Genomic DNA, 21826 nt, shown 5'->3' with positions numbered 1-21826 from the left:
CGCTGACCTTCGAGTCGGGCGGTCGGGCTCTTGGCGGCCTCGGCGCGAACGATGGCATCAATCTCCTTGTCATCGCCTGGGGTGGTAGCCGGGTCAGCGGCGATGGCGGCCGCATCTTCGGCGTTTTAAGTCTGCCCGGCCCACCGCCTGGCGACCGAGCGGCCCTTGAGGCTGGTCAAATTCCGACAACGCTCGCATTCGCACCAGGCGGTCCCTTTAGCGCCTGAGCACAGGGAACACAGAAAATATAGGCAGAAAGCAGGAACCCTGGAGAGCTCACCAGCCGCACATGCCGGCACTCATCCTGATGGCGGTATTGGCGAGCCGAAGCTGGACCGGCTTATTCGTAAAATTCCGTGTCGCCAGCCAGTTCAATCGCAAGGCGGGCGAGGGAGCACATGCCGCGCTCGGATGGAGCAGCCCTTTGCAATCGCAAATGGCGAGATCCGCCGCCTGAGGGCCGGAACGGCAAGACGCTCAGGCCGGTGGCGTGAAGCGGACGATGATGACGGGCCTGGCGGCAGCCAACGCAGTCATGATGTCCATCTGCTCGGTCCCTCGGCCCGAATACATGTGGAGTTGTCCGTGGCCAGGCTTTCGTGCCGGCCCGAAGCGCCAAGGGCATGTCCAACACCGGACAGCGGCAGGAAAACATGTCGACTTCAATACAAACGGCCATCTTGGATTGGAGCTTTTCTAAGCCATTAATGCGCTTACTGCCCGCTGAGCGCGCTGGCACGGCCTTTGCGAAGTGTGATTCGGCAACACCGAGTGAAGGCTGGCTGCACGCAGACGCGCGTGACTCTCCTTTGCTTGAACCCGTGTGCCCCTCCCAGAGGGGGGAAACAAGCTCGCGCATAAAGTCGCGCAGCCTTTGGCGATAGCTTTGGAGAACAACATGACATTGCAGATGGAGTCACCGGCTTCTTCGATCCAAGTGGAGGACTGGCTGCGTGGCGAGCCCCTCACGAACTTCCAGCCCGGCAAAGTGTATATCGTCGATTTTGGGAACTTGGTGCGGACCATGTCTGGCGACGATGTCCCTTCTGGTGCAGCTCCAGGAGAAATACAAGGACAGCGGGCTTGAGGTCGTCGGAGTCGCCGCCGATGAACATTCTCCAACGGCCGTCGAGGCCCAAACCAGATTGGACGCGTGGTTGACCGAAAAGTGCTTGAATCTGAACTTTCGGATCGCGTTCAACTCCACAGGCGAAATGGACAAGCTTTGGATGGAACCCAGCTTTTCTCTTGGGATACCGACCTCGTTCGTGGTCGACCGAGACGGCCACATCGCCTTTATCGGCGAGCCGAGGCAATTCGATGAGGTTTTGCCAAAAGTCCTTAACGGCAGCTGGCGCACCAGCGATGAAGCGAAAGCCGCCGATAAGGAGCGGATTGCCAAAAGCGAACCCATAGCGCGCGAACAAGCGTTGAAGAAGCCGATCAATGACAGATTTGGGCGGGCGGTGGACGCAGAGGTTGGAAGACGGCGCTCTCGGCGATCGGAGAGGGCATTGCCTTGTTGCCGGACAACTTCGGTTTCTGCGTGTCGCATGCGCATCTGTTGCTTCACAGAATGCGCGACATGTGGACCGGTTTGCCCCTCATGCATCAACTGGTTCGCGACGCGATCGACAGAAACTCCGAGGACTGGATGGTCATGGCGCTAGGCCAACTCTTCCATCCGACCAATGACCATTCGCCCTTTCCGGCTGCTGAGCGCTTCGCGATGGGCAAAGAGCTGTCCGAACACATCCTGGCACTGAATCCCCCGCAAGGTGACGGCCCTAAGTTACGGTCTTATCCGGCGATCGCTCGGTACTACCACGAGAACAGCAACAAAGGTCGCGCGATCGAGTTGGTCGAGCTGGCAATTAAGTCGCTGGATGGTCCGGAGCCCATCCCGGACGAACGGAAACAGAACCTTCTACGGCATTTCTGCAGGTTCTGGCCAACTACAAGGGTGAGAAGGTTTGTTACGGCGCTCACTGTGCGGTTCCGCATCCCGAAGGTGCCAAAGCGGGGCCGGACGAGGAGAAGACAAAAAGGGGTGATGGTCGGGTTTACTGGCCAATTCCTCCGTTTCGCTGGCGTGACCACAGCAACGAGGGTCCATGCAGCACTTGGTCGATCGCTTGCAGCAGGATCGAGGCTCGAATCTGCATGGCCTGCGGCCGCCTTGCGGCGGAGGTGATGTTCCGCGCGAATTGGCGTGGAAGACTGCGCAGTCAAGGACGTGTTCAAGGTCGGCCAGAGGGGCATCTTGCGTGGAATCAGCCCGGCCAAGCCGGACGTCCGCTGGGCAAGTGTGCCCGAAGCAGGCGTCCCCGAAAACAGACATCGTGCTTCGAGGAAGAGGACTGAAATGAGGACAAGGCGAAATGTCTGACACCGCAATTAGCCTGCCGTCAACGAGGACGAGGCGGCCCTTGCCACACCGTTCGTCAGATGCCTCGTGCGGCTGAACCGTGCTCAAGACTCCTACTGGCTCGTGGGAAAGCAAATCGGACGCCGAACTGCTGGCCGACTTCATCGTCACCAGGAAACAGCGCCGTGCGATGCCGGTCATCGGCAATCCCGAGCCGGACGTGCTGTGGAGGCTCGACATCACACCGCCGTCGGGCTCGCGATCGAGGAGCGCTTCGGCCTGATGACATCGCCTATGACAAAGATGAAACCCATGGGGGCTTCGGACGATTGCGTTTCACGGCCGGGCGGTTGGTCGCTCTGTCGGAGACATCTACCGGTTCGGCTTCGCGACGTTCAGGAAGCTCGCGAGGCCGGTATCAAACTGGTCGACGATGCGACTGCAGCCATCCGAAGCCTATCCCGACGCGGCGCGGGCGTGAAGAAACCGATTTCGAGGAAGGATTATGTCAAAGCTAGATGAGATGGGGAAGAAAGTCCGAAAGCTTCAGCTGCGCGCGGCAATTGCCAAGATGAATTTGCGCGACCGTGCAGAGAATTTCCCGGGAAAATGGACGGAGATAGTGGAAGTTGCCGAGGAAACGTCGGCGGCTTGCCGAGTTGGATGGTGCCAAGAGAGAGTTCGCTGCGATGAAGAAGTTACGATGACGAGCACATTTACCACCCGCGACGGCTCTGGATGGGTGCCGGAATATCTCACCGCTATAGACGGCACGACCTGCATCGGCTGCGGCCGCTGTTTCAAAGTCTGCTCGCGCGAGGTCATGCATCTTTACGGCGTCGATGACGCGGGTGAAATCCTCGGCGCCTGCGACGGCGAAGACGATGATTTCGACGGTGAGCTCAATCGCATGATCATGGTCGTCGATCATGCCGGCCGCTGCATTGGCTGTGGAGCCTGCGCCCGCGTCTGCCCGAAGAACTGCCAGACCCATGTTGCGGCCGACCAGGTCGCAGCGTGAACTGAGGAGACAAAACCAGGAGAACGGCGTTGCCCTTTAGAATGTTTTGTCGCGTCCTCGGGCTGGTGCTGTGCAGCACCGCACTGACTGTCTACTTCGCTTCTCATTCCTTCGGCACAGTAGTCGTCACGACGCTGGCTTGTTCGATGCTCCTTCAGCTGGCGTATTTCGCAAGCGTGCTCTTTATGATCTGGCGGTCTGGCTCCGTTAGTCCAGTTGGCCAAAGGGCTGAGCATTTCGGCAGTTGCAAGGAAGTTCGATCCGAGCCGCCAGACCTTGATGAGGTGACGAATGAATCCGCAGATTTGCTCCAGCGCGATCAAATGCTGGCCATATCGCTGCTGCTGCCTTGAGGCCCCATGACAAGGTCAGTGCAGGACAGCGCCACTTTGGACCGACCATCAACAATGAGCAGATATTAGAAGGAATACTATGCTCGAGAAGTCGATGGTGACGCCTCTCCAAGCATCTGCGGGCAAGGTGGAAATCTACGCCAAACGCTAGGACTGCAACTCGGTCTCGCGTTCGGCGGAAACAAGCTCCGCAAGCTCGAATACATCATCCCCGACGCGATCGCGTCAAATGCTGATACGCTTGTCTCCGTCGGCGGCGTGCAGTCCAACTACACGCGGATGGTCGCCGCGACCGCCGCTGCCCATGGGGTGCCGAACACGTACTCAATAAGGCGGTGCTCGCACAAAAGGGACCCGCACCTGGACACCCAAAGCCATGCTCATCTGGTCCTTGTGGTCGAGCAACGTCGCAGGTTTCGTCATCATTTGGCTTCAACGAGTTGACGGGCTTGTCCAGGAGCCCTGCGCAGATCGAAGACGCATCTGGCGCACAAGTGCTGCGGCATCAGTTCGGTCGAGTCGGAGCAGGCAACCCCGCTTTGATGCGCCAACGAACCTTGCGATAGGCTCGATCAACATGGACTTTCGAGCCATGACATTGGAACATGTGCGGGCGATATAGTCGCCGAGTTGAGCGGCGCCGCGGCGGCTGAAGATCTTGCAACGGTGCCCGGGCGGATCGCTTAAGCTCTCCTACGTATACCAGAATGTACGCTCCCCGCGGTAGCGTCATTGGGGACAACCTCCGGGCGCAGGCAAGGAGAGGTCGGAGCGCGCGGGGTGAGGGGACGCGTAACAGCGAAGTATTCGATGAAGTTCTGGAACGATTGCGCCCCCGATCGACTCATTGGCTCCCTTTCAACCTTCACCAGCTCGAAGAGGATCTGCCTGGCCGTGGAACGGATGATTTTCCCACGAAATAGTGGATCTCACCAACTCTTTTGGGTGCGGCGCGGAGTGCACCAGCCTGCCAACTTGAACCTGCGATACCAACGTCATTTGCATGCAACTAGTCTAGATCGTCGCGCTACGCCCCCCATTCATGGTAGGACCCGTCGCCAAGCGCCAATGTGTCGCGCATCTGCATGCTACGATGGGGCTATCGGAGCGGCGGGCCTGCTGAGTCGTAAGCGCCGATCGGCAAGACGATCCGCTACCAGCCTAGTTGTTAAACCCTCGCCATTCCTGACCGGGACCGACTGTCGTGTTTGTCGAATCCGCGACACATTGCTTTGGGCCTGTCTGCCTGCTGCAGTCAGGGTCAAGTCATTGAACAAACTCAGAAAAATATTTTAAGCCTTCCTCGGCGCAGCTGGCATAACTTTTGAGGAGTCTTCTTCGCGAACCGCGACTCGAGGCGACACTGGTGTTCGCGGGGGGTTCGAATGGTCAGTGATAGCCAAAGCTTCTCGTTGCCACGCAACGTTCCGTTGCCGCGAGTGACATTCCGCAGCCCGACCGAGATTGATGCAGCAGTCGTATGGGACCTCATTGCGAAGTGCCCGCCACTGGACCGCAACTCGCTGTACTGCGAGCTCCTGCTCTGCACCGATTTCGCCGACACCTGCGTGCTCGCTGAGCGTGCCGGGGCGGTGGTTGGGTGGATGTCGGCTTATCGGCGGCCGAGCGAGCCCTCGACGCTCTTCATTTGGCAGATTGCCGTGCATCCTGAGAAACGCAGCACCGGGGTGGGCAAGGGCATGATCATCTCAGCCCTCAACAGGCCATCTTGCGAGAGCGTGACGCACATCAAGGCCACGGTGACGCTCAGCAACCGGGCGTCCAAGTTGCTCTTCGCAGGTGTGGCGCGGGATCTGCGCGCGCCAATCCGGCAGGCTCTGTGCTTCGACCGAGACTTCCATTTTAAGGGACAGCATGAGAGCGAGCACACGATAGCCATCGGCCCCATTGGACGCTCCATCTGCCCTGCCGGCATTCCCGCCGGTCTGCCTAGCCAATATCTAAATATGGAGGCAACGATGACTGATCGAAGCACACCAGATGGAGATGAGGAACTCGCGATCTTCAACCATCTCGAGTCCGAAGTTCGCAGCTACGCCCGCAGCTTTCCCGTTGTTTTCGCGAGGGCACGAGGGGCTCAGCTGTTTGCGCGAGATGGGACAGCCTATCTCGACTTTCTCATGGGCTGCTCAAGTCTAAATTATGGGCATAACCCCCCTGAGCTGAAGTCCGCGCTCGCAGACTACATAGCGTGTGACGGCATCACCCATGGCCTCGATCTGTATAACGAAGCCAAGGAGTCTTTTCTGCGAGAATTCCACGAGACGATCCTTAGGCCGCAACAACTAGACTACGTCGTGCAGTTTCCCGGTCCGACCGGTGCTAATGCGGTTGAGGCTGCTCTCAAGTTAGCACGCAATATCACTGGTCGGCCCAACATCATAGCCTTCACCAATGGCTTTCATGGCGCGAGCCTTGGCGCTCTTTCCTGCACCGGCAACCGATATCACCGCGCAGCCGCCGGCCAGCAGCTCGGTGGCGTCACACGGCTACCCTACGACGGCTATCTCGGATCCGCTGTAGACACTGCCGATTACCTTGATCAGCTACTCTCGGATCCCTCTAGCGGCGTGGACGCCCCGGCGGCGGTGATTCTCGAGACTGTTCAGGGCGAAGGCGGCTTGAATGTCGCCGGCACGGAGTGGCTGCGCAAGATGGCAGCCATTGCGCGCAAACACGGAACTCTGCTGATCGTAGACGACATCCAGGCCGGTGTTGGCCGGACCGATGCGTTCTTCAGCTTCGAAGCAGCGGGGCTCCGTCCGGACATCGTCACAATGGCCAAATCTATATCGGGCTATGGCCTGCCTATGGCCCTCGTCCTTATTGATCGACAACTCGACAGGTGGGAGCCCGGAGAGCACAACGGAACGTTCCGCGGCAACTGCCATGCTTTCATCACCGCGCGCGCAGCCCTGAAGCACTTCTGGCGAACGGACAGCTTGGCAGCGTCCGTCAGCCATAAAAGCAACCTGCTGAAGAGTCGCCTTGATCAGATCGCGCTGAAGTACGACCCAAGCCGAGTGTCAGCCAAGGGTCGTGGCATGATGCGGGGCATCGATCTCAAGTCTGGCGAGGTTGCGGGCCAGGTCATCAGAACCGCCTTCCAGAGGGGCCTCATTGTCGAGACCTCTGGTCCCAAAGACGAGGTCGTGAAGTGTCTGCCACCCCTCGTCATTGGGGAGGATCAGCTTAGCCAAGGCCTCGACATCCTCGAGGGCGCTATCGATAGCGTAATTGACGGCAAAGTGAACACGGCGGCTTGAGAGGTGACCCATGATCATCAGGGATTTCAATGAAGAGAAACTGACAGCCCGGCGGGTCCAGACGACGAGCTGGGAAAGCGTGCGGTTGCTCCTCAAGAACGATGGGATGGGCTTCTCCTTCCATATCACCACGATCCATTCGGGCGCCCGGCTCAAGATGCACTATCTGAACCACCTTGAGGCGGTCTACTGCATCTCAGGAACGGGCGCTATCGAGGATTTGCAGGCAGAGGAGGTCCATGTCGTGCGACCGGGCATCATTTACGCGCTCGACAAGCATGATGCTCACCTGCTGTGTGCCGAGACGGAATTGGTCCTAGCCTGCGTCTTCAACCCTCCGTTGACCGGCCGCGAGGTGCATGATGAGACAGGCGCCTATCCTCTGGACTCCGAGGCGATTTGATGTCGCCCAGGAGCGTCCACCGAAGGGGAAAGCCGGGCCACCCGGTTAAGCTCTCAGGTACAGTGACAGATTTGGGGAAGAGCCGCGGGTCGACTGGCCCAAACCCATTGACCTGTCTGGAGAGCGAAATGCCCAAGGTTGCTGTGATTGGTGCCGGCATTACCGGCGTGTCGACAGCCTATGCCCTTTTGGAACACGGCTATGACGTAACCGTGCTAGAGCGTCAGCGGTATGCCGCAATGGAGACCTCATTTGCAAACGGCGGCCAGCTCTCGGCGAGCAATGCGGAAGTCTGGAACCACTGGTCGACGATCTTAAAGGGCATCAAGTGGATGACAAGGCGCGACGCGCCACTCCTCCTGAACCTGGCGCCGACATGGCACAAGTACAGCTGGCTTGCGGAATTTCTTCCCAAATCGCGAAGTACCGTGAGAATACTGTTGGCACCACTCGTGTGGCTATCGCGGCGCGCAGGCACATGTTTGACATCGCTGTGCGTGAGGGCATCGGTTTCGACCACGTTTGTCGGGGGATTCTTCATGTCTATTGGGACAAGGCGGGCTTCGACCACGGCACGAAAGTCAATCAACTCCTCGTCGAAGGAGGCCTTGACAGGTGGCCGGTCACGGCTGGCGAGATCTCGTCCATTGAGCCGGCCTTGAAGGGCGCTTTCTATGGTGGGTTCTACACACCTTCGGACTCAACAGGTGACATCCACAAGTATACCACCGGCTTGGCCCGCGCATGCCAACGTCGTGGTGGAAGTTTGTTCTGCGACGCGTCGGTGACAAAGATTGAGCGACGCGGCCGCTTCCGGCTGGCATACTCGAGCCAAGCTGCCACGGCGCAGGTTATCGAGGCCGACGCGATCGTCGTATGTGCGGGCTCGAACAGCCGTGACTTCGCGGCGATGCTGGGCGATCGCCTCAACATCTATCCTGTCAAGGGCTACTCGGTCACGGTCCACCTGGAGGACAATGCGGCGCGGGAAGCCGCTCCATGGGTGAGCATCCTCGACGACCGGGCCAAAATCGTGACCAGCCGGCTTGGGGAAGCGCGCTTCCGAGTGGCCGGCACCGCAGAGTTCAACGGCCAGAACCGGGACATAAGGGATGACCGGATAAGACCTCTGGTAGACTGGACGCGCCAACTCTTCCCGGGCGTCAACACGAACCGCGTTGTGCCATGGGCTGGCCTCCGTCCTATGATGCCGAACATGATGCCGCGTGTCGGCAAAGGGAAGGCGCCGGGCGTTTACTATAACACCGGCCACGGGCACCTTGGCTGGACACTGTCTGCTGCGACATCAGCCATGTTGGCTGAGGCCGTCGCAAAAGATCTTCCTGTCGACAATCGTCTGGTGGCCTATGGGGGATGAGGTGGACAACCAGCAGCTAAACGTTGCCCGCGTCTAGATTGCCGGAGAAGATCGCTCGGGAGTTGCACGACTTCTTGCGTGACGAGGCGCTACCGGGCACGGGCACCGGCAATTCAGCCTTCTGGACGTCTTTCTCGTCGATCGTGCACGATCTCAGCCCCACAACCGGGAGCTGCTGGCATTCCGCGACGAGATCCAGGAGAAGATCGACCACTGGCATCGCCGAAACGGCCCGCCGGCGGATTTGGCGAAGTATAGGGACTTTCTGGCGGAGATCGGCTATCTGGTGCCGGAAGGGCCAGACTTCCGCGTTTCGACGACAAACGTCGGTCCAGAGATAGATCGCCTGGGCGCGCAAATTCCTCGACGAGAGCGTTCCGCTTAGCGGCGCTAGCTGGAGATCGCGCTGCGGAGGGCGCGCTGGCGCTGACGACAGTCGATGGCAAGGCGGTGAAGCTGAAGAAGCCGGAGCAGTTCGCCGGCTATCTGGGCGAGGCGGACACGCCGAGGCATTTCCTGCTGAAGAACAACCCAATCCATATTGAGATCGTCATGACCCGACCTCGCCTATCGGCAAGGCCGATGTCGCCGATATCTCCGACGTAAGTCGGGAATCGGCGATCTCCGCGATCATAGATTGCGAGGATTCGGTTCGGGCTGTGGACGCCGAGGACAAGGCCGCGTTCTATCGCAACTGGCTCGGCCTGATGACGGGCGACCTGACGGAGAAGTGACTGAGGCGGGCGGGCGGACATTCACGCGCACCTGTCGCCGGACATATCTATACCGCTCCAGCCGCTCGAAGTTCTCGCTTCGCCCCCGCTCGCTGATGCTGGTGCGCAATGTCGGCCACCAGGTGCCCGAAGAGCATCATGGACGCGATGACGGCGGCGATCGCGCTCCACGATATCGGCATAAGGGCGGGCGTCGGGCGAACTCGCCGGCCGGCTCCATGTATGTGGTCACGCCTAGGATGCATGGGCCGGCGGAAGTGGCCTTCGCGGTGGAGCTATTCAGCCGAGTCCAACAGGTGCTGGGCATGATGTTACTCCTTTAAAGAAGTGTCTCTGTGCCCACCGAATAATCCAGCTGCTATGTCGCCGTACCGGCGGCTCGTTCCCAGTCTGTCTTTCTCGCCAGGAGCTGGGTCGCCCGGTCGCTATGGGGAACGACATCAGGCCGTCCATGACCCGCATGACGACGTGGTGAAGCTGCGGCTGTAGCCGGCGATGATGCCGATCAGAACCCCGGGACAAGAGCCGCGCATTCCGCCGACAGCAATTCGACGATGAGGGCGGGCACCGAAAATCGTTCGCGCGAACACGTCCCGGCCCAGATTGTCGCTCACGAAACATATCTCGGCGGAACGGCGGCTGGAGGCGTTTACCCGAAGAGCAACAGTCGATGATTTCCTCGGGCTCAAAGCTGGCCGAAGACATCCGCTATGATCTCGCTCACTTGGGAACGGGCCGCTCGCTTCCGCGAACTGGACACCCACCTGGTCGAAACCTCATCCGGCCCGTATGCTTGACCAGAAAAAATGCCCTGCAAGCTACGAGCGGCTGAAAATTTGGAGTCGCTCTCATCCGTCGTGGCCACTTGCGGGCTTAACGACGTCAACGCCATCGCCTACCTTGCCGAAAACCTTGACGACGTAAGGCCTGCATTTTTGCAAAGTGCCTTTTCCGTCGGTATAGGCTTGGTGAGTGTCTCATTTCAAACCGCGCCGGTTTGCGCAATCAGCACTTCAACGAACAACACGTTTCGGCGCAAACTTTCCTCGCTTGGGTAGTATCAATCACCCGTTGTTGTCAAAACTAACGCCAAGAGTTTCCCCTCCCCCGGACCCTTGTCTCGGTCGCCATTCATCGAAGAGGTTCTCATGGGCTACCGCATCCTGACTGGCTACATCAACCAGGAGACAAACACCTTCAACAAAATACCGACCACGCTCGAACACTTACGGGCCTCGGGATTGCTGCGGGGCGACGAGATTCCGCCGGCGTGGCGCGGTACGCACACTTCACTGGGCGCTACATTCGAGGCGGCAGAGAAATTCGGCTGGACGCTGTCTCATCCGCTCGTCGCCTATGCGAACCCAGGGGGCATAGTGACGAAGGAAACATTTGAGCAGCTTTGCGACTGGTTCCTTAGAGGGGCCAAAGGCTGCGATGGAGCGCTCTTCGAGTTGCATGGGGCTATGGTTGCCGAGGGCTGCGAAGACCCGGAAGGCGAGATCCTTGCACGACTGCGTACTGTGCTCGGGCCGGACGCGCCGATCGTCGCTACGCTCGACCTGCACGCCAACGTCACGGCAAAGATGGCGGCAAACGCCTCAGCGCTGATTGCCGTGCGGACGTATCCTCACATTGACTATTATGAACGCGCCTGGCAGGGCGCAGAACTGCTCGACCGCGCTCTGCGCGGTGAGATTCGTCCCCGCACGGTCATCGCCAAGCGCCCGATGGTGTATGGTCTCGATGGCGGGCGTACTCAGGTAGGCCCGATGCGCGAGCTGATCAACCGCGGCGAGGCGTTGGAGGCCTCCGGAAAGGCACTGGTAGTCAGCGTCTGTGCTGGATTCGAGCTGAGCGACATTTACGATGTCGGGCCCAGCGTCACCGTTACTGCTGATGGCGACACCACCGCGGCGCAGCGCATTGCAGAGGAATTTATGGATTACGCATGGGAGACACGTGAGTTTGTCTCCTCCCCTTGGACATCAGCCACCGCTGTCCAAGCAGTGGAGCAAGCAAAAGCCGGCGAATTGCATGCCAAAAAGCCCTTGGTGCTCGCTGATAGCAGCGACAATCCGGGCGGCGGTGCATACGGAGACGCTACGGATCTGCTGCGCGTTATGATCGCAGCAGATCTGCGAAACGCGGCCTTCCATGCGATCTTCGATCCGGCGGCGGTTCAGGCCGGCATCGCCATCGGTGTGGGGAACAGGGGTCGGATCGCTCTTGGTGGCAAACATGCCCCTGAGATGGGCGGTGGACCGCTCGAAGTCGAAGCGCAGGTGGTATCAATAACTAGCGGACATTTCCGCTGCTATGGTCCTTCGTTTCTTGGCGGGGGCGTGTGGAACAGTTTCGGGCCCAGCCTGATGCTCCGTGTGGGCGGCATCGAAGTCGCGGTAATCTCGCGGAACAGCCAAGGAGTCGACCTTGCGCAACTTACCTCTCTTGGCGTGGACCCGCTTCACTGCGCGACTATCGCGCTCAAGTCGTCTCATCATTTCCGCGCGGCCTTCGAACCGATCGCGCGCGAAGTGCTCATGGTAGACGGGGGTGGGATGTTGGGTTCGGAACTCCTGTCAAGGTTGCGCCATGTCCGCCGTCCGATCTGGCCACTTGACGACATCAAACTCTAGGATATTGGCGAATTAAACTGGCCGCCAGAGCAGAGTTTGTCAGAAACGAACGAAAGAAAATTTGGGATGGTCGACTTCCACGGGCAGCGCTATTTTGACGGCCGCGTTTCCGATCCAAACGAACTCCATTGGATGCGCGGCACGCCGCCCCCGACGACAAGCGCATCACTTTCGAGTGATGTGGGACGTGATCTTGCCTCCGCCCGGACTATTCCCCAGCTACCGCTTCGAATCGGGATTTTCGCGGTCCTGCAAAGGATCTCGATAGTTTTGCGGGCCGCTACGCCTGACCGGATGGTTCATAAATCCTGCTATTTAGCAACAGGTTGGCAGGAGAGGCTGACCGAACGCGGAACTATTCGGAGACCGTATGATGCGCATTGTCATTGCTCGTCTTAATCATGAAACTAATACATTCTCACCCGTGCGAACCTCACTGGCTTCCTTTGATCCCAAATGGGGCGAGGAAGCTCGCGCCTTCGGCAGCGGGTCGAATACGGCGCTAGGCGCCTTTCACCATTATGCTCTTCAAAAGGGAGCGGAGGTCGTCACGCCGCTCGCGGCCACCGCCAATCCCAGCGGAATTGTAGAGGACGAGGCTTTTGAGCAAATGGCCGCCGCCGTTGTTGCCGCTGTCGAACGTGGATGCGACGCGATTCTTCTCGATCTGCACGGGGCCATGGTGACGCGCAGCTTCGATGACGGCGAGGGAGAACTGCTGGCACGCGTCAGAAGGGCTGCCTCTGACGTTCCTCTCGGGGTGGCGCTCGATCTGCATGGTAACATCACGCAGCGCATGGTGGACAATTGCGACTGCATGGTCGGTTTCAAGACATATCCCCATATTGACATGTACGCGACCGGCCAACACGTGGCGCGAATCATAGATGCAATGCTTAAGGATGGTTTGCGTCCTAGGCAGGCCTGGAGCCATCCACCAATGCTGGCGGCGACGCTGAAGATGAATACCAACGAAGATTGCGCGATGTCCGATCTGGTCAATCGAGCTCGCGCGGCCGAGGAGCGAGATGATGTGTACGCCGTTACCGTGTTTGGCGGCTTTGAGCTTGCCGATCTCGCCGAAACCGGCGTTTCCGTGGTGGCGGTGGCAAGGGACAAGGCAACCGCGCGCGCGGTTGCCAATGAAATTGCTAAGGAAGCTTGGAGGAGGCGCGAGGAATTCCTCTATTTGGAATTGCCGCTGGAACATTCCCTTTCCTCTGGGCGGGAGGCGGCTGGCGGGCCAGTGACGGGGCCGGTTCTGCTCCTTGACCATGGCGACAATTGCATGTCGGGCGGCACCTGCGACAACATAGATGTCCTTGCGGCCGCGCTTGCCTCAGGTTTGGACGGAATCGTTGCCGGTCCCATCTGTGACCCGCAAGTCGTCGCCGAATTGATCGAGGCCGGCGTCGGTGCGACAGCAACGATCAATCTGGGAAACAAGGTTACAGCGGACGGATTTGCGGCACCGCGCACTCCCGTACGATTGCGGGGCAAGGTTGTTGCTGTGAGCGATGGCAACTATGTCGTGTCCGGACCGATCTATTCCGGTCAGCTTTGCCATATGGGGAGGGCCGTCAAGTTTCAAACTGACGCGGCGATCGTGCTCATCACTGAACGTCCCCACGAGCCTTGGGATCTTGGCGTCTTTCAGTGTGTGGCAATAGATCCGCTAAAGGCACGCTACCTCATTCTGAAGTCAAGAATGTATTGCCGGCCTGTATTTGAAAGACACTGCAAAGGAGTCATAGAGTGCGCAAGCGGCGGCGTGACCAGTTCGAATCACAATCTGTTTTCTTTTCGGAAACTCGCCCGGCCGATCTATCCGCTCGACGGCGAAATTCACTGGGAGCCGTAGGACAATTTGCTTCTTCATGGAACCGGTCGGAAAGGCCTGAAGATCAAGCGCATAAAACTGTCGGGATCTCCCGGGAGAAGATGGCACCCGGCTGCCGAACGAACGGGCGCTCATGCAGCATTACGACTGCGCTAAAGGGCACGATACGCGAAAGCGTTGAAATGCCCGGAAGTGGAGGGATAGCTCGCTATGCTGCTCGCGCCCAACAGCGTACCCGAGATCCAGCCATTGTCGCCCGACGTCGCGTGCAGCAACTGCGGGACCAAGCGCTTGATCTCGCCCAGTTCACCTCCTGTTGACCCATTTCATTGCGCGACCATCGCGCTGAAGTCCTCTAATCGTTTCCGCGCGGGAGAGTGATTGGGATATTCATGGTGCCGGGCGCGACCGGCTGAGATGCTTGATGCTGACGCTTGGACAGATCCTGTCCGCATAGCCGCAGGCGCGCAGGCTCGAGTCATATCAGTCCATATCCTGCGACAGTGAAGTTCCTTTCTGCATTCTATGGGGAGACGAGATTGCAGATTTCGCCGACGGCCTATACAGGGCGTCATTGGTTGAGCGCAGCCATGCGCTCTTGGCACGAATCGCAGCTCGGGGACCGGACTCTCGTGGGCAGATTGTCGAGGATGACTACATCGCTGCGTTTTGACGTAGGTCTCGAAGATGCGCCATTTTCCTCGGCGTGTCGACGACCAAGGGGCGATGTGGCCATGGCAGCGTAGCCCGGCGATGAAGGTCCTTTGAGCGCAGCCCTTGGCCCTTCAGTCAGCGACACCCGCCGATACCAAGCCGCATCGGTTCAGGTAGAAGCTGGACGCGCAACGGGCACTTCAACAGCGGCTAGACCATGACTTCAGCGAAATCCGCCAAAAGCTATACTGTGGTCCTTTGCTCGAACTTGATATGATCAAGATTGATTATGCTCTTAAATTTTCGCACGTTGGGGTCGTTATAGAACTTGTTCTTACGAAGTCGTTAAGGCCTCGACGTCCTCGACAGTCATGATGAGGACGAAATCCACTTCGCCTGTAGCCATGTAGCATTGCGTGACCTCCTTGGCCGCGTGCATCGCGCGCCTGAAGTGGTGGCCAAGCTCCAGACGTTCTCGATCGAGCTCTACTGTCATAACAACGGTAATCGATTTGCAAAATGTTTTCGAATCGATCAGGGGCATATTCGAAACAATAACATCTTCAGCATGGAACTTGTTCACTCGATGGGTTATATAGAGAGACCGAAGAACCGAGTGCAGATTGTTTCTGTCTGGTCGGTTCTGTCAGGCACCAGCATACTGCTTCTGGAGCCCCTCCAAGTTGGCATCGTAACTCAAGTGCGGCGGCAACCCGGTTGCAGATCGGCTCCGCCTTAGCAGTAATCACGCCCCGACGCTGCGGCGTCTCCGTAGCGTCACTGTACAGGAACTACCGAAGTCACTGTACAGAACCTACCGAAAAAGATCCCATGAGATGACGGGCTGCGGAATTCAGGTAACGTTTCAGGATCGATACGTAACGCTGGAGACGTCTCATGAATCTCTCATCCGTTCCTCTGCCGTCCGTCGGAAAGAAGACTGCAATGATCTTCTTGGCGACGGAATTGAGCAAGTCGGCCTGGCTTAGCGCCCTGCGTTCGCCAGCAGCCGACAAGATCAGCCTGCATCGCCTGCAAGGCGGCGACACCGAAGGGCTTATGACTATGATCATACACAAGCGCGAACAGACGCAGGCCGCGCTGGCGCGTCCGGTGCGGGTGATGACGTGCTACCAGGGCGGCTACGACGGCTTCTGGCTGCATCGTTTCCTGTGCAACCACGGCATCGACAATCAAGTTCTGGGTGCGGCCAGCATCCTGGTTGACCGCCGGGCCAAGACGGATTGCCTCGATGCGGCGGGGGTGAATGCGCACGCTGATGGCGCCGGAACGCGGCGAGCCGAGGGTTTGCCGGGTTGTGCGAGTGCCGAGCCTTGGGCAGGAGAACGATCGCCGTCGCAGCGGGGAACGGGCTCGCAACGAACGCGGCCAGCATTCGAGCCGCATCAAGGGGCAATTGATGACCACAGGGCGTCCCTGACTTCAAACCGGCCAGACGAGACTGGCTCGAGGCGCTGGGCACGGCCGACGGGCGAAATCTGCCACCCTGCCTCAAGCGCGAGATAGAGCGCGAGTGCCGCCGCTTTTGGCAACTGATCGAGATTATCGCGGAGGTCGATATCGAACAGCGCCAAGCCGCCGAGTCCACGGCCCCGGACGTTCAGCTGAGCCAGCTGCTTGGCGTCGGCCTGACGATCGCAAGCGTGCTGACGAATGAGGTCTTCTTCAGCGATTTCCAGAACCGGCGTGAGGTCGCCGGCAATCTCGGACTTGCATCGAGTCCCTGGAGGCAGTGGCGAAGTCAGCCGCGATCAAGACATCCAGAGATCGAGCAACCCGCGTGCGAGGCGAACCGCCATCGAGCTTGCTTGGCTGTGGTTGCGCCACCAGCCTGATAGGGGTCTCGCGCGCTGGTTCCAAGAGCGCGCGGGCGCCGGGCACATCGGCCCGCCGGAGAGCGCCACGACGCCAAAATCGTCCCTTGAACGTCGCACCCACGTCGCCCTGCGCCCCAGTCATCAAACAGTGTAACAGATCCTACAAGTAACTTCACAGAATTTTTGCAACAGCTAATCCTGACCAATGTTACGTTCACCCACACTCGGGCTTAGGCAATCGGCATCCGGTTACTAGTAACTATCTCGAATGAAACATGAGGCGTGCTCTGATGGGCCAAGTCCTCGTGTCCTTGCAGCAACTCACATATCCAGCGCACCTAAGGAAAGTGACATGCCGACCCAGTATTACGCCAGTTCCATCGAGCCTGCAGGAGTCAGGGCAAGCAGCGCAACTAGAGAAATTAAAGAAGCGGCCGCCGATGAAGTTTGGAGGCCGCAGATGTATCACCAGACGTTCGATGGCGCAGATGCAACTGAGATTGTTGACGAGGACGGGCAGCAGCCAAGGATTCATTGCAGCGACGCTCTTTGTTGCGGCACATTCGGTGAGTTGCTGCAAGGCCAGTTGCCAATCGGCTCCCTTCCCCGTGACTCCCACTTCTTGGTCACGATGCCCATCGCGCTCTTTGCGCGAGCCCACTTCATGCCTGTCGCAGGGACACAATCCGTAACCGTTTGTCCATCACATAAAGTCAAAGCAAAACGACTGGCTGAGAATCTCGTGATTGCGCTCGGCGCCTCGGGAGGAATCCTCCTTTTGCAATCCGAGCTCCCCGAAGGCAAAGGGCTGGCGAGTTCGTCTGCGGATCTCGTTGCAACTGCACGGTCAATCGCCTGCTGCTTCAAACGTAGGGTCCGGACATCGTTGATCGAGAAGCTAATGGCGGAGATCGAGCCATCCGACGGGGTGATGTACCCAGGAGTGGTCGCATATCGGCAGCGAGCATGTAACCTTCTCTCGTTCCTTGGGCAAATGCCGCCGCTTGCAATCGTCGGTATCGATGAAGGAGGGACAGTCGAAACCGTCGACTATGATCAACGGCGAGGTGAAACCTCCGCCACTCACAGAGCAGAGTATCAGGAATTACTCCACCGCGCTCGCATAGCAATTCCACGCGGTGACACCGCCACGATAGGCAGAATAGCCACTGCCAGCGCCCGTTTGCATCAGGAGCGAGCTCCAAAGAAGCATCTGAACTCAATGCTGAAAGCATCCGAGGCCACTGACGCTCTCGGGGTCATCGTCGCGCACAGCGGCACAATGATTGGGATCCTGCTTGATCGAATGGCGGCTGACTTTCCACTGAAGCTTCGGTCCGTGCTCGCCCATGTATCGCCGTTCGGCAACTCGCCAAATATATATCTGACAATGACTGGCTGCCGGTGAGGTGCGCAATATGGACACTCTTCCAAAACGCCTGCCATTCTCCAGCTATTCTGATGCCTATGCGCTTCCCAGCATTATTAGGTGTGAGGCAAACCTTTATGTTGCGCAGTTCACGTTCATGAAGCTTCTCCCTGCGATGCACATCATTAAACAAGCGCTGGCGCGAGGGACTTTGACGCATGGCATGAAAGTTCTCGAGACCTCGAGCGGAACTTTTGCACTGGGTTTGGCCGTAGTTTGCCGGGAAGGTGGATTTCAACTCGAAATCTTCACAGACCCAGTGATGGACAAAGGCCTGGAAAACAGGTTGAACTCCTTGGGAGCTGACGTCTGCATCATTACTGAAAAGGCGAGGGAGGGTGGTTATCAAAGAAGCCGCCTAGATGCATTACACGCTAGGATGAGACAGTTGGGCCACTCCTGTTTCTGGCCCCGGCAATACGAAACACCGGACAACCCCGCAGCCTATAAGCTCTTCGCCGATCAGATATCGGGGATGTTGGACGCCGACGTAACGTTGGTCGGTTCCGTGGGGTCAGGCGGCTCTACCTGCGGAACAATAGAGCGCCTCCGCCAAAAAGCCCCTGGCGCGCGCCTGATTGGAGTGGACACCTTCAATAGCGTTATTTTTGGCCAGCAGGATGGCGAACGGAAATTGCGGGGGCTGGGGAACAGTCTTGTCCCCAAGAATGTGAAGCATGAGCTTTACGATGAGGTGCATCTCATCTCGGCTTCGCTCGCATTTGCTGCAACGCGAAGCCTCCACGAGCGGCACGCCATTTTCGCCGGTCCGACCTCCGGTGCGAGCTACATCGTGGGGCGCTGGCGCGCTCGGGAGCATCCAGAAGAGACCGTAGTCGTCATATGTCCTGATGAAGGCCACCGCTACGTCGAAGCTGTCTACGACCATAAGTGGCTCGTGCAGAACGAATCTCTAAATGCAGGTGTGCTCCTGGACGCGCCGGCAACCGAAAATCATCCCTCAACCGCCCTCCCTCCATGGAACCGATATCATTGGGATCGGAAAAGCCGGGAAGCTGTCCTAAGCCTTTTGGAGCAAGTGTGATGAATCGAGGCAGCTTCCTTTTCGTGGAAAGCAACACGACGGGCACTGGCGAATTATTGATGAAGCGGGCCCGTCTCCTGGGCTTTGAGACCTACCTCGTTACCCGCGATCCTGCGCGCTATCCGTTTCTTAAGGACTCTGTCGCGCAAGTGATCGAAGCTGAAACGCGTAGTCCGGACGAACTCATCGGTGTCGCCGTCAAATTAAGAAGCCTGGCAGGAATATACTCATCGTCGGATTATTTTGTGGAAGCAGCCTCAACTGCCGCGATGGCGATGGGGCTACCAGCAGCGAATCCGGAGCCTATAGCCACATGCCGCAATAAATGGAAGCAAGCGGCCGAGTTACAACGACAATCAATCGCCATACCTGAAACACGGCTGGCCACTTCCATCAGAGACGTCGAGAATATTCTTGCCCAGGCCACTCTACCGGTGGTCGTCAAGCCAGTGTCCGGAAGTGGTAGCAGCGGCGTAAGGTTGTGCGATAGTGCCGCCGCCGCCATCAAGGCCTTTGAGAGCGCAAGGGGCGCACTGCTCGATCAAGTAGATCTGCCGAGTCCCGACATCCTGATCCAGCAATATGTTGAGGGTAAGGAATACTCCGCAGAGATCATCGTGTATGATGGGACGCTGCACTGCCTGGGAATTCTTGCCAAGCATAAGGGACCGGCTCCTTGCTTCGTGGAGGTAGGGCACGACTTCCCGGCCCCGCTTCCCGAGGCATCCCTCCAGGAACTGGCCTCTTTTGCCGCGGGCGCGGTGTCGGCGCTAGGCCTGGAGTTCGGACCGGCTCATGTAGAGTTTGTGATATCCGAGCGGGGCCCCGTCATCATTGAGGTCAATCCCAGGCTGGCTGGAGGAATGATTCCAGTCATGCTCTCGCACGCCTTGGGTACGTCAGTCCTGGACATGGTAATCAAACTTTACGCGGGGGAAGCGTTCACGCTCTCCCGAGCGAGCGCCGCAAGGGCGGGAGCCATCCGGTTCCGACTTGCTCACACGTCCGGGAAGCTCAAACGTCTCGGCTTTTCTCGAAATCCGGACCCGACGGTGCCCGAAGCGGGGCTAATGAAATCTGAGGGAGACGAAGTTCAAATAAATGGCGACTTCAGAGACCGAATAGCCTTCGCCGTGGGCGTCGCTGATGAACTCAACGCCGCCGCCGCGGCAGCGCAACGGATGGTCGATTCCATTGTGATCGATATCGAGACAGCTGCTGGCGAACCGGACAAGCAAGACGCCAGCGAGGGCAGGTGGACCCTGCATCCCGAAGCGATGAAGTTGCTCGCTCCCCCTATCGAAATCACGCGCGATGGTCGCCTTCTGCGATACCAAGCGGCCATAGACGAAGCTCATCTGGTGATGCTTGCGGACCAGGGCTTGGTCAGCGAGGCAGGCGCGGCCGATCTCCTCAAGCACATCGTCGACCTCCAAGATGAGGGCTTTCAGTCTTTGGAGGGCCGCGATGCTCCGCGTGGCCTCTATCTGGCCTATGAGGCCGAACTTGCTGCCAGAGCTGGCCCGGAACAGGCCGGCTGGCTGCATCTGGCGAGATCTCGCAACGACTTGAACGCGACTATATCTCTTCTGGTCCTTCGGGAGGTCGTATGTTCCATCTCGCGAGAAACAGAGCTTTTGCAGGATACTCTCCTGCAGCGAGCGGAAGAGGCATCGAGACTTGTGGCTCCGCTGTACAGTCAATACCAGATCGCACTCCCGGGATCGCCAGGGCACTACCTGCTTGGGGTCTTCTTCGCTCTGGGGCGCGAGCGTCAGCGCCTCCATTGCCTCATGGAAGAGATTAGGAACTGCCCTATGGGAGCTGGTGCCGGCGGAGGCACCAGCATCCCTATAGATCCCTTGAAGACAGCAAGTCTTCTGGGCTTCGAACTGCCGTCGTTCAACTCACTTGATTCGGTCGCGAGCCGCGACCATCACCTACACGGGCTTTCACTCTTCGCTGGCGTTTCAATTCTGCTCAGCCGTGTGGCCCAGGACCTGCAGGTTTGGACGACGCGCGAGTTCGCGCTCATCGAGGTCCCTCCCAATCTTGCTGGGGGCTCTTCCATGCTGCCGCAAAAGAAGAATCCGTTTCTGCTTGAACACATCAAGGGGTCAGCAAGCACCGTGATTGGCGCATACGTTTCTGTGGCAACGGCAACCTGCAAATCGCCTTTCAGCAACTCGATCGAAGCGAGCAACTACGGCTGCTCTCCACTAGGGCTTGCGGAAGATGCCCTGAAGAGGGCCATTACCCTCACATCGCTCATTGTAAAGTTCATGTCTTTCAACGTGAAGTCGATGCGGGAAAATCTGGAAGACGGTTCAGCGATGACGGCCGTTGCCGCAGAACGGATGGCGTTGCGAGGCATCCCTTTCAGGAAGGCCCACACACAAATTGGCGAGATCGCTCAGCTCCTGTCTCAGGATAGCTGCGTCGCGCAGCGCCGAAGTGAGCTTGCCAGCCAACTCGCTGATGTGTTGCCGGCGAGTCTTGAAGAATGCAGGGACGCTCTGCAGTTCGGAGGAGGACCCGGAAAACGATCAATCGACGACCAGCTTTCCTTAGCAAAAACGGTTTTTCGGGACATGCAACTGAGATGCGCCGAGATATCGGAACCCTGGGTGCACGCTGAGGTGCACTGCAAAGGGAGGGTGAAAGGACTGATCGATAAACACCGATCCACTTGAAGGAGTGGAGTATGTGGTATGTGGCCAAAGTCAGGCGGGTTTCCAAGCGCCGGACAGGGGTTGCGGCCCAGAGCGTAACCCGACCTGATTGTATCGGGATTGAACGACGCCGCTGACTGGGGTGAGGAGAGCGGTCGCGATGAT

At 58.5% G+C, this 21826-nt stretch carries 14 protein-coding genes, 6 pseudogenes and 1 riboswitch; of the genes and pseudogenes, 19 read left to right on the top strand and 1 reads right to left on the bottom strand.

Annotated elements, in window-relative coordinates; translation table 11 throughout:
* Positions 1-1037 precede the first annotated feature (1037 nt).
* The 15 genes and pseudogenes from NLY43_RS32550 to NLY43_RS13350 all read left to right on the top strand — a co-directional run.
* Positions 1038-1241, top strand: a pseudogene (locus tag NLY43_RS32550) (thioredoxin domain-containing protein); the annotation flags it as partial.
* A gap of 278 nt (positions 1242-1519) precedes the next feature.
* Positions 1520-2194: a hypothetical protein gene (locus NLY43_RS32545; RefSeq protein ID WP_353621255.1), complete on the top strand. Its 675-nt coding sequence runs from the start codon at positions 1520-1522 to the stop codon at positions 2192-2194.
* Positions 2195-2401: 207 nt separating this feature from the next.
* Positions 2402-2849, top strand: a pseudogene (locus NLY43_RS13400) (NifX-associated nitrogen fixation protein); the annotation flags it as partial.
* A gap of 24 nt (positions 2850-2873) precedes the next feature.
* A pseudogene (locus NLY43_RS32540) lies at positions 2874-2966 on the top strand (CCE_0567 family metalloprotein); the annotation flags it as partial.
* A gap of 105 nt (positions 2967-3071) precedes the next feature.
* Positions 3072-3389: a ferredoxin III, nif-specific gene (fdxB, locus tag NLY43_RS13395; protein ID WP_023713036.1), complete on the top strand. Its 318-nt coding sequence runs from the start codon at positions 3072-3074 to the stop codon at positions 3387-3389.
* A 29-nt stretch (positions 3390-3418) separates the two neighbouring features.
* On the top strand, positions 3419-3742 hold the full coding sequence (locus NLY43_RS13390; RefSeq protein ID WP_023713037.1) for an exopolysaccharide production repressor protein: 324 nt from the start codon (positions 3419-3421) through the stop codon (positions 3740-3742).
* 101 nt (positions 3743-3843) lie between these two features.
* Positions 3844-4054: pseudogene (locus tag NLY43_RS13385) on the top strand (1-aminocyclopropane-1-carboxylate deaminase); the annotation flags it as partial.
* Between the two features lie 1073 nt (positions 4055-5127).
* A complete protein-coding gene (ectB, locus tag NLY43_RS13375) occupies positions 5128-7029 on the top strand; it encodes a diaminobutyrate--2-oxoglutarate transaminase (protein WP_023716404.1) in 1902 nt (633 codons plus the stop codon).
* Between the two features lie 10 nt (positions 7030-7039).
* The gene (locus NLY43_RS13370) at positions 7040-7432 is read left to right on the top strand and encodes an ectoine synthase (RefSeq protein WP_023713040.1); all 393 of its coding nucleotides are present in this window, start codon (positions 7040-7042) and stop codon (positions 7430-7432) included.
* Positions 7422-7508: riboswitch (glycine riboswitch) on the top strand. (Overlaps the previous gene by 11 nt.)
* Positions 7509-7560: 52 nt before the next feature.
* Positions 7561-8810: pseudogene (locus tag NLY43_RS13365) on the top strand (D-amino acid dehydrogenase).
* A 121-nt stretch (positions 8811-8931) separates the two neighbouring features.
* Complete coding sequence (locus NLY43_RS32535; RefSeq protein ID WP_353621248.1) at positions 8932-9195, top strand: hypothetical protein; 264 nt, start codon at positions 8932-8934, stop codon at positions 9193-9195.
* Positions 9152-9416 (top strand): annotated as a pseudogene (locus NLY43_RS32530) (hypothetical protein). Before NLY43_RS32535 ends, NLY43_RS32530 begins: the two are co-directional and overlap by 44 nt.
* Positions 9417-9639: 223 nt before the next feature.
* A complete protein-coding gene (locus NLY43_RS32525; RefSeq protein ID WP_050592978.1) occupies positions 9640-9867 on the top strand; it encodes a hypothetical protein in 228 nt (75 codons plus the stop codon).
* A gap of 825 nt (positions 9868-10692) precedes the next feature.
* On the top strand, positions 10693-12183 hold the full coding sequence (locus tag NLY43_RS13355) for a M81 family metallopeptidase (RefSeq protein ID WP_023713046.1): 1491 nt from the start codon (positions 10693-10695) through the stop codon (positions 12181-12183).
* A 370-nt stretch (positions 12184-12553) separates the two neighbouring features.
* Positions 12554-14044 carry a M81 family metallopeptidase gene (locus tag NLY43_RS13350; protein WP_245264086.1) on the top strand — a complete coding sequence of 497 codons (1491 nt, stop codon included), beginning with the start codon at positions 12554-12556 and terminating at the stop codon, positions 14042-14044.
* Positions 14045-15011: 967 nt separating this feature from the next.
* Here the strand turns inward: NLY43_RS13350 and NLY43_RS13345 are convergent.
* Positions 15012-15260 carry an Lrp/AsnC family transcriptional regulator gene (locus NLY43_RS13345; protein ID WP_156935606.1) on the bottom strand — a complete coding sequence of 83 codons (249 nt, stop codon included), beginning with the start codon at positions 15258-15260 and terminating at the stop codon, positions 15012-15014.
* Between the two features lie 314 nt (positions 15261-15574).
* Between NLY43_RS13345 and NLY43_RS13340 the strand changes: the two genes are divergently transcribed.
* The 4 genes from NLY43_RS13340 (at position 15575) to NLY43_RS13325 (ending at position 21682) form a co-directional block, all read left to right on the top strand.
* The gene (locus NLY43_RS13340) at positions 15575-16204 is read left to right on the top strand and encodes a hypothetical protein (protein WP_023723653.1); all 630 of its coding nucleotides are present in this window, start codon (positions 15575-15577) and stop codon (positions 16202-16204) included.
* Positions 16205-16867: 663 nt separating this feature from the next.
* On the top strand, positions 16868-17923 hold the full coding sequence (locus tag NLY43_RS13335; RefSeq protein WP_023713052.1) for a GHMP family kinase ATP-binding protein: 1056 nt from the start codon (positions 16868-16870) through the stop codon (positions 17921-17923).
* 10 nt (positions 17924-17933) lie between these two features.
* A complete protein-coding gene (locus NLY43_RS13330) occupies positions 17934-18989 on the top strand; it encodes a cysteine synthase family protein (RefSeq protein ID WP_023713053.1) in 1056 nt (351 codons plus the stop codon).
* Complete coding sequence (locus tag NLY43_RS13325) at positions 18989-21682, top strand: lyase family protein (protein ID WP_023713054.1); 2694 nt, start codon at positions 18989-18991, stop codon at positions 21680-21682. Before NLY43_RS13330 ends, NLY43_RS13325 begins: the two co-directional genes overlap by 1 nt.
* Positions 21683-21826: the final 144 nt, after the last annotated feature.

The sequence above is a fragment of the Mesorhizobium sp. C416B genome (assembly GCF_030323165.1).
GTDB lineage: Bacteria > Pseudomonadota > Alphaproteobacteria > Rhizobiales > Rhizobiaceae > Mesorhizobium.
The sequence above is the reverse complement of the archived record's forward strand: the minus strand, read 5'-3'. Positions and strand labels throughout refer to the sequence as shown.

What these genes read in the sequence shown, in the direction of transcription:
- NLY43_RS13340 (WP_023723653.1), top strand. Translation starts at nt 15,575, where the DNA reads ATGAATCTCTCATCCGTTCCTCTGCCGTCCGTCGGAAAGAAGACTGCA.
- NLY43_RS13355 (WP_023713046.1), top strand. Translation starts at nt 10,693, where the DNA reads ATGGGCTACCGCATCCTGACTGGCTACATCAACCAGGAGACAAACACC.
- NLY43_RS13330 (WP_023713053.1), top strand. Translation starts at nt 17,934, where the DNA reads ATGGACACTCTTCCAAAACGCCTGCCATTCTCCAGCTATTCTGATGCC.
- NLY43_RS13370 (WP_023713040.1), top strand. Translation starts at nt 7,040, where the DNA reads ATGATCATCAGGGATTTCAATGAAGAGAAACTGACAGCCCGGCGGGTC.
- NLY43_RS32525 (WP_050592978.1), top strand. Translation starts at nt 9,640, where the DNA reads ATGCTGGTGCGCAATGTCGGCCACCAGGTGCCCGAAGAGCATCATGGA.
- ectB (WP_023716404.1), top strand. Translation starts at nt 5,128, where the DNA reads ATGGTCAGTGATAGCCAAAGCTTCTCGTTGCCACGCAACGTTCCGTTG.
- NLY43_RS13325 (WP_023713054.1), top strand. Translation starts at nt 18,989, where the DNA reads ATGAATCGAGGCAGCTTCCTTTTCGTGGAAAGCAACACGACGGGCACT.
- NLY43_RS13335 (WP_023713052.1), top strand. Translation starts at nt 16,868, where the DNA reads ATGCCGACCCAGTATTACGCCAGTTCCATCGAGCCTGCAGGAGTCAGG.
- fdxB (WP_023713036.1), top strand. Translation starts at nt 3,072, where the DNA reads ATGACGAGCACATTTACCACCCGCGACGGCTCTGGATGGGTGCCGGAA.
- NLY43_RS13350 (WP_245264086.1), top strand. Translation starts at nt 12,554, where the DNA reads ATGATGCGCATTGTCATTGCTCGTCTTAATCATGAAACTAATACATTC.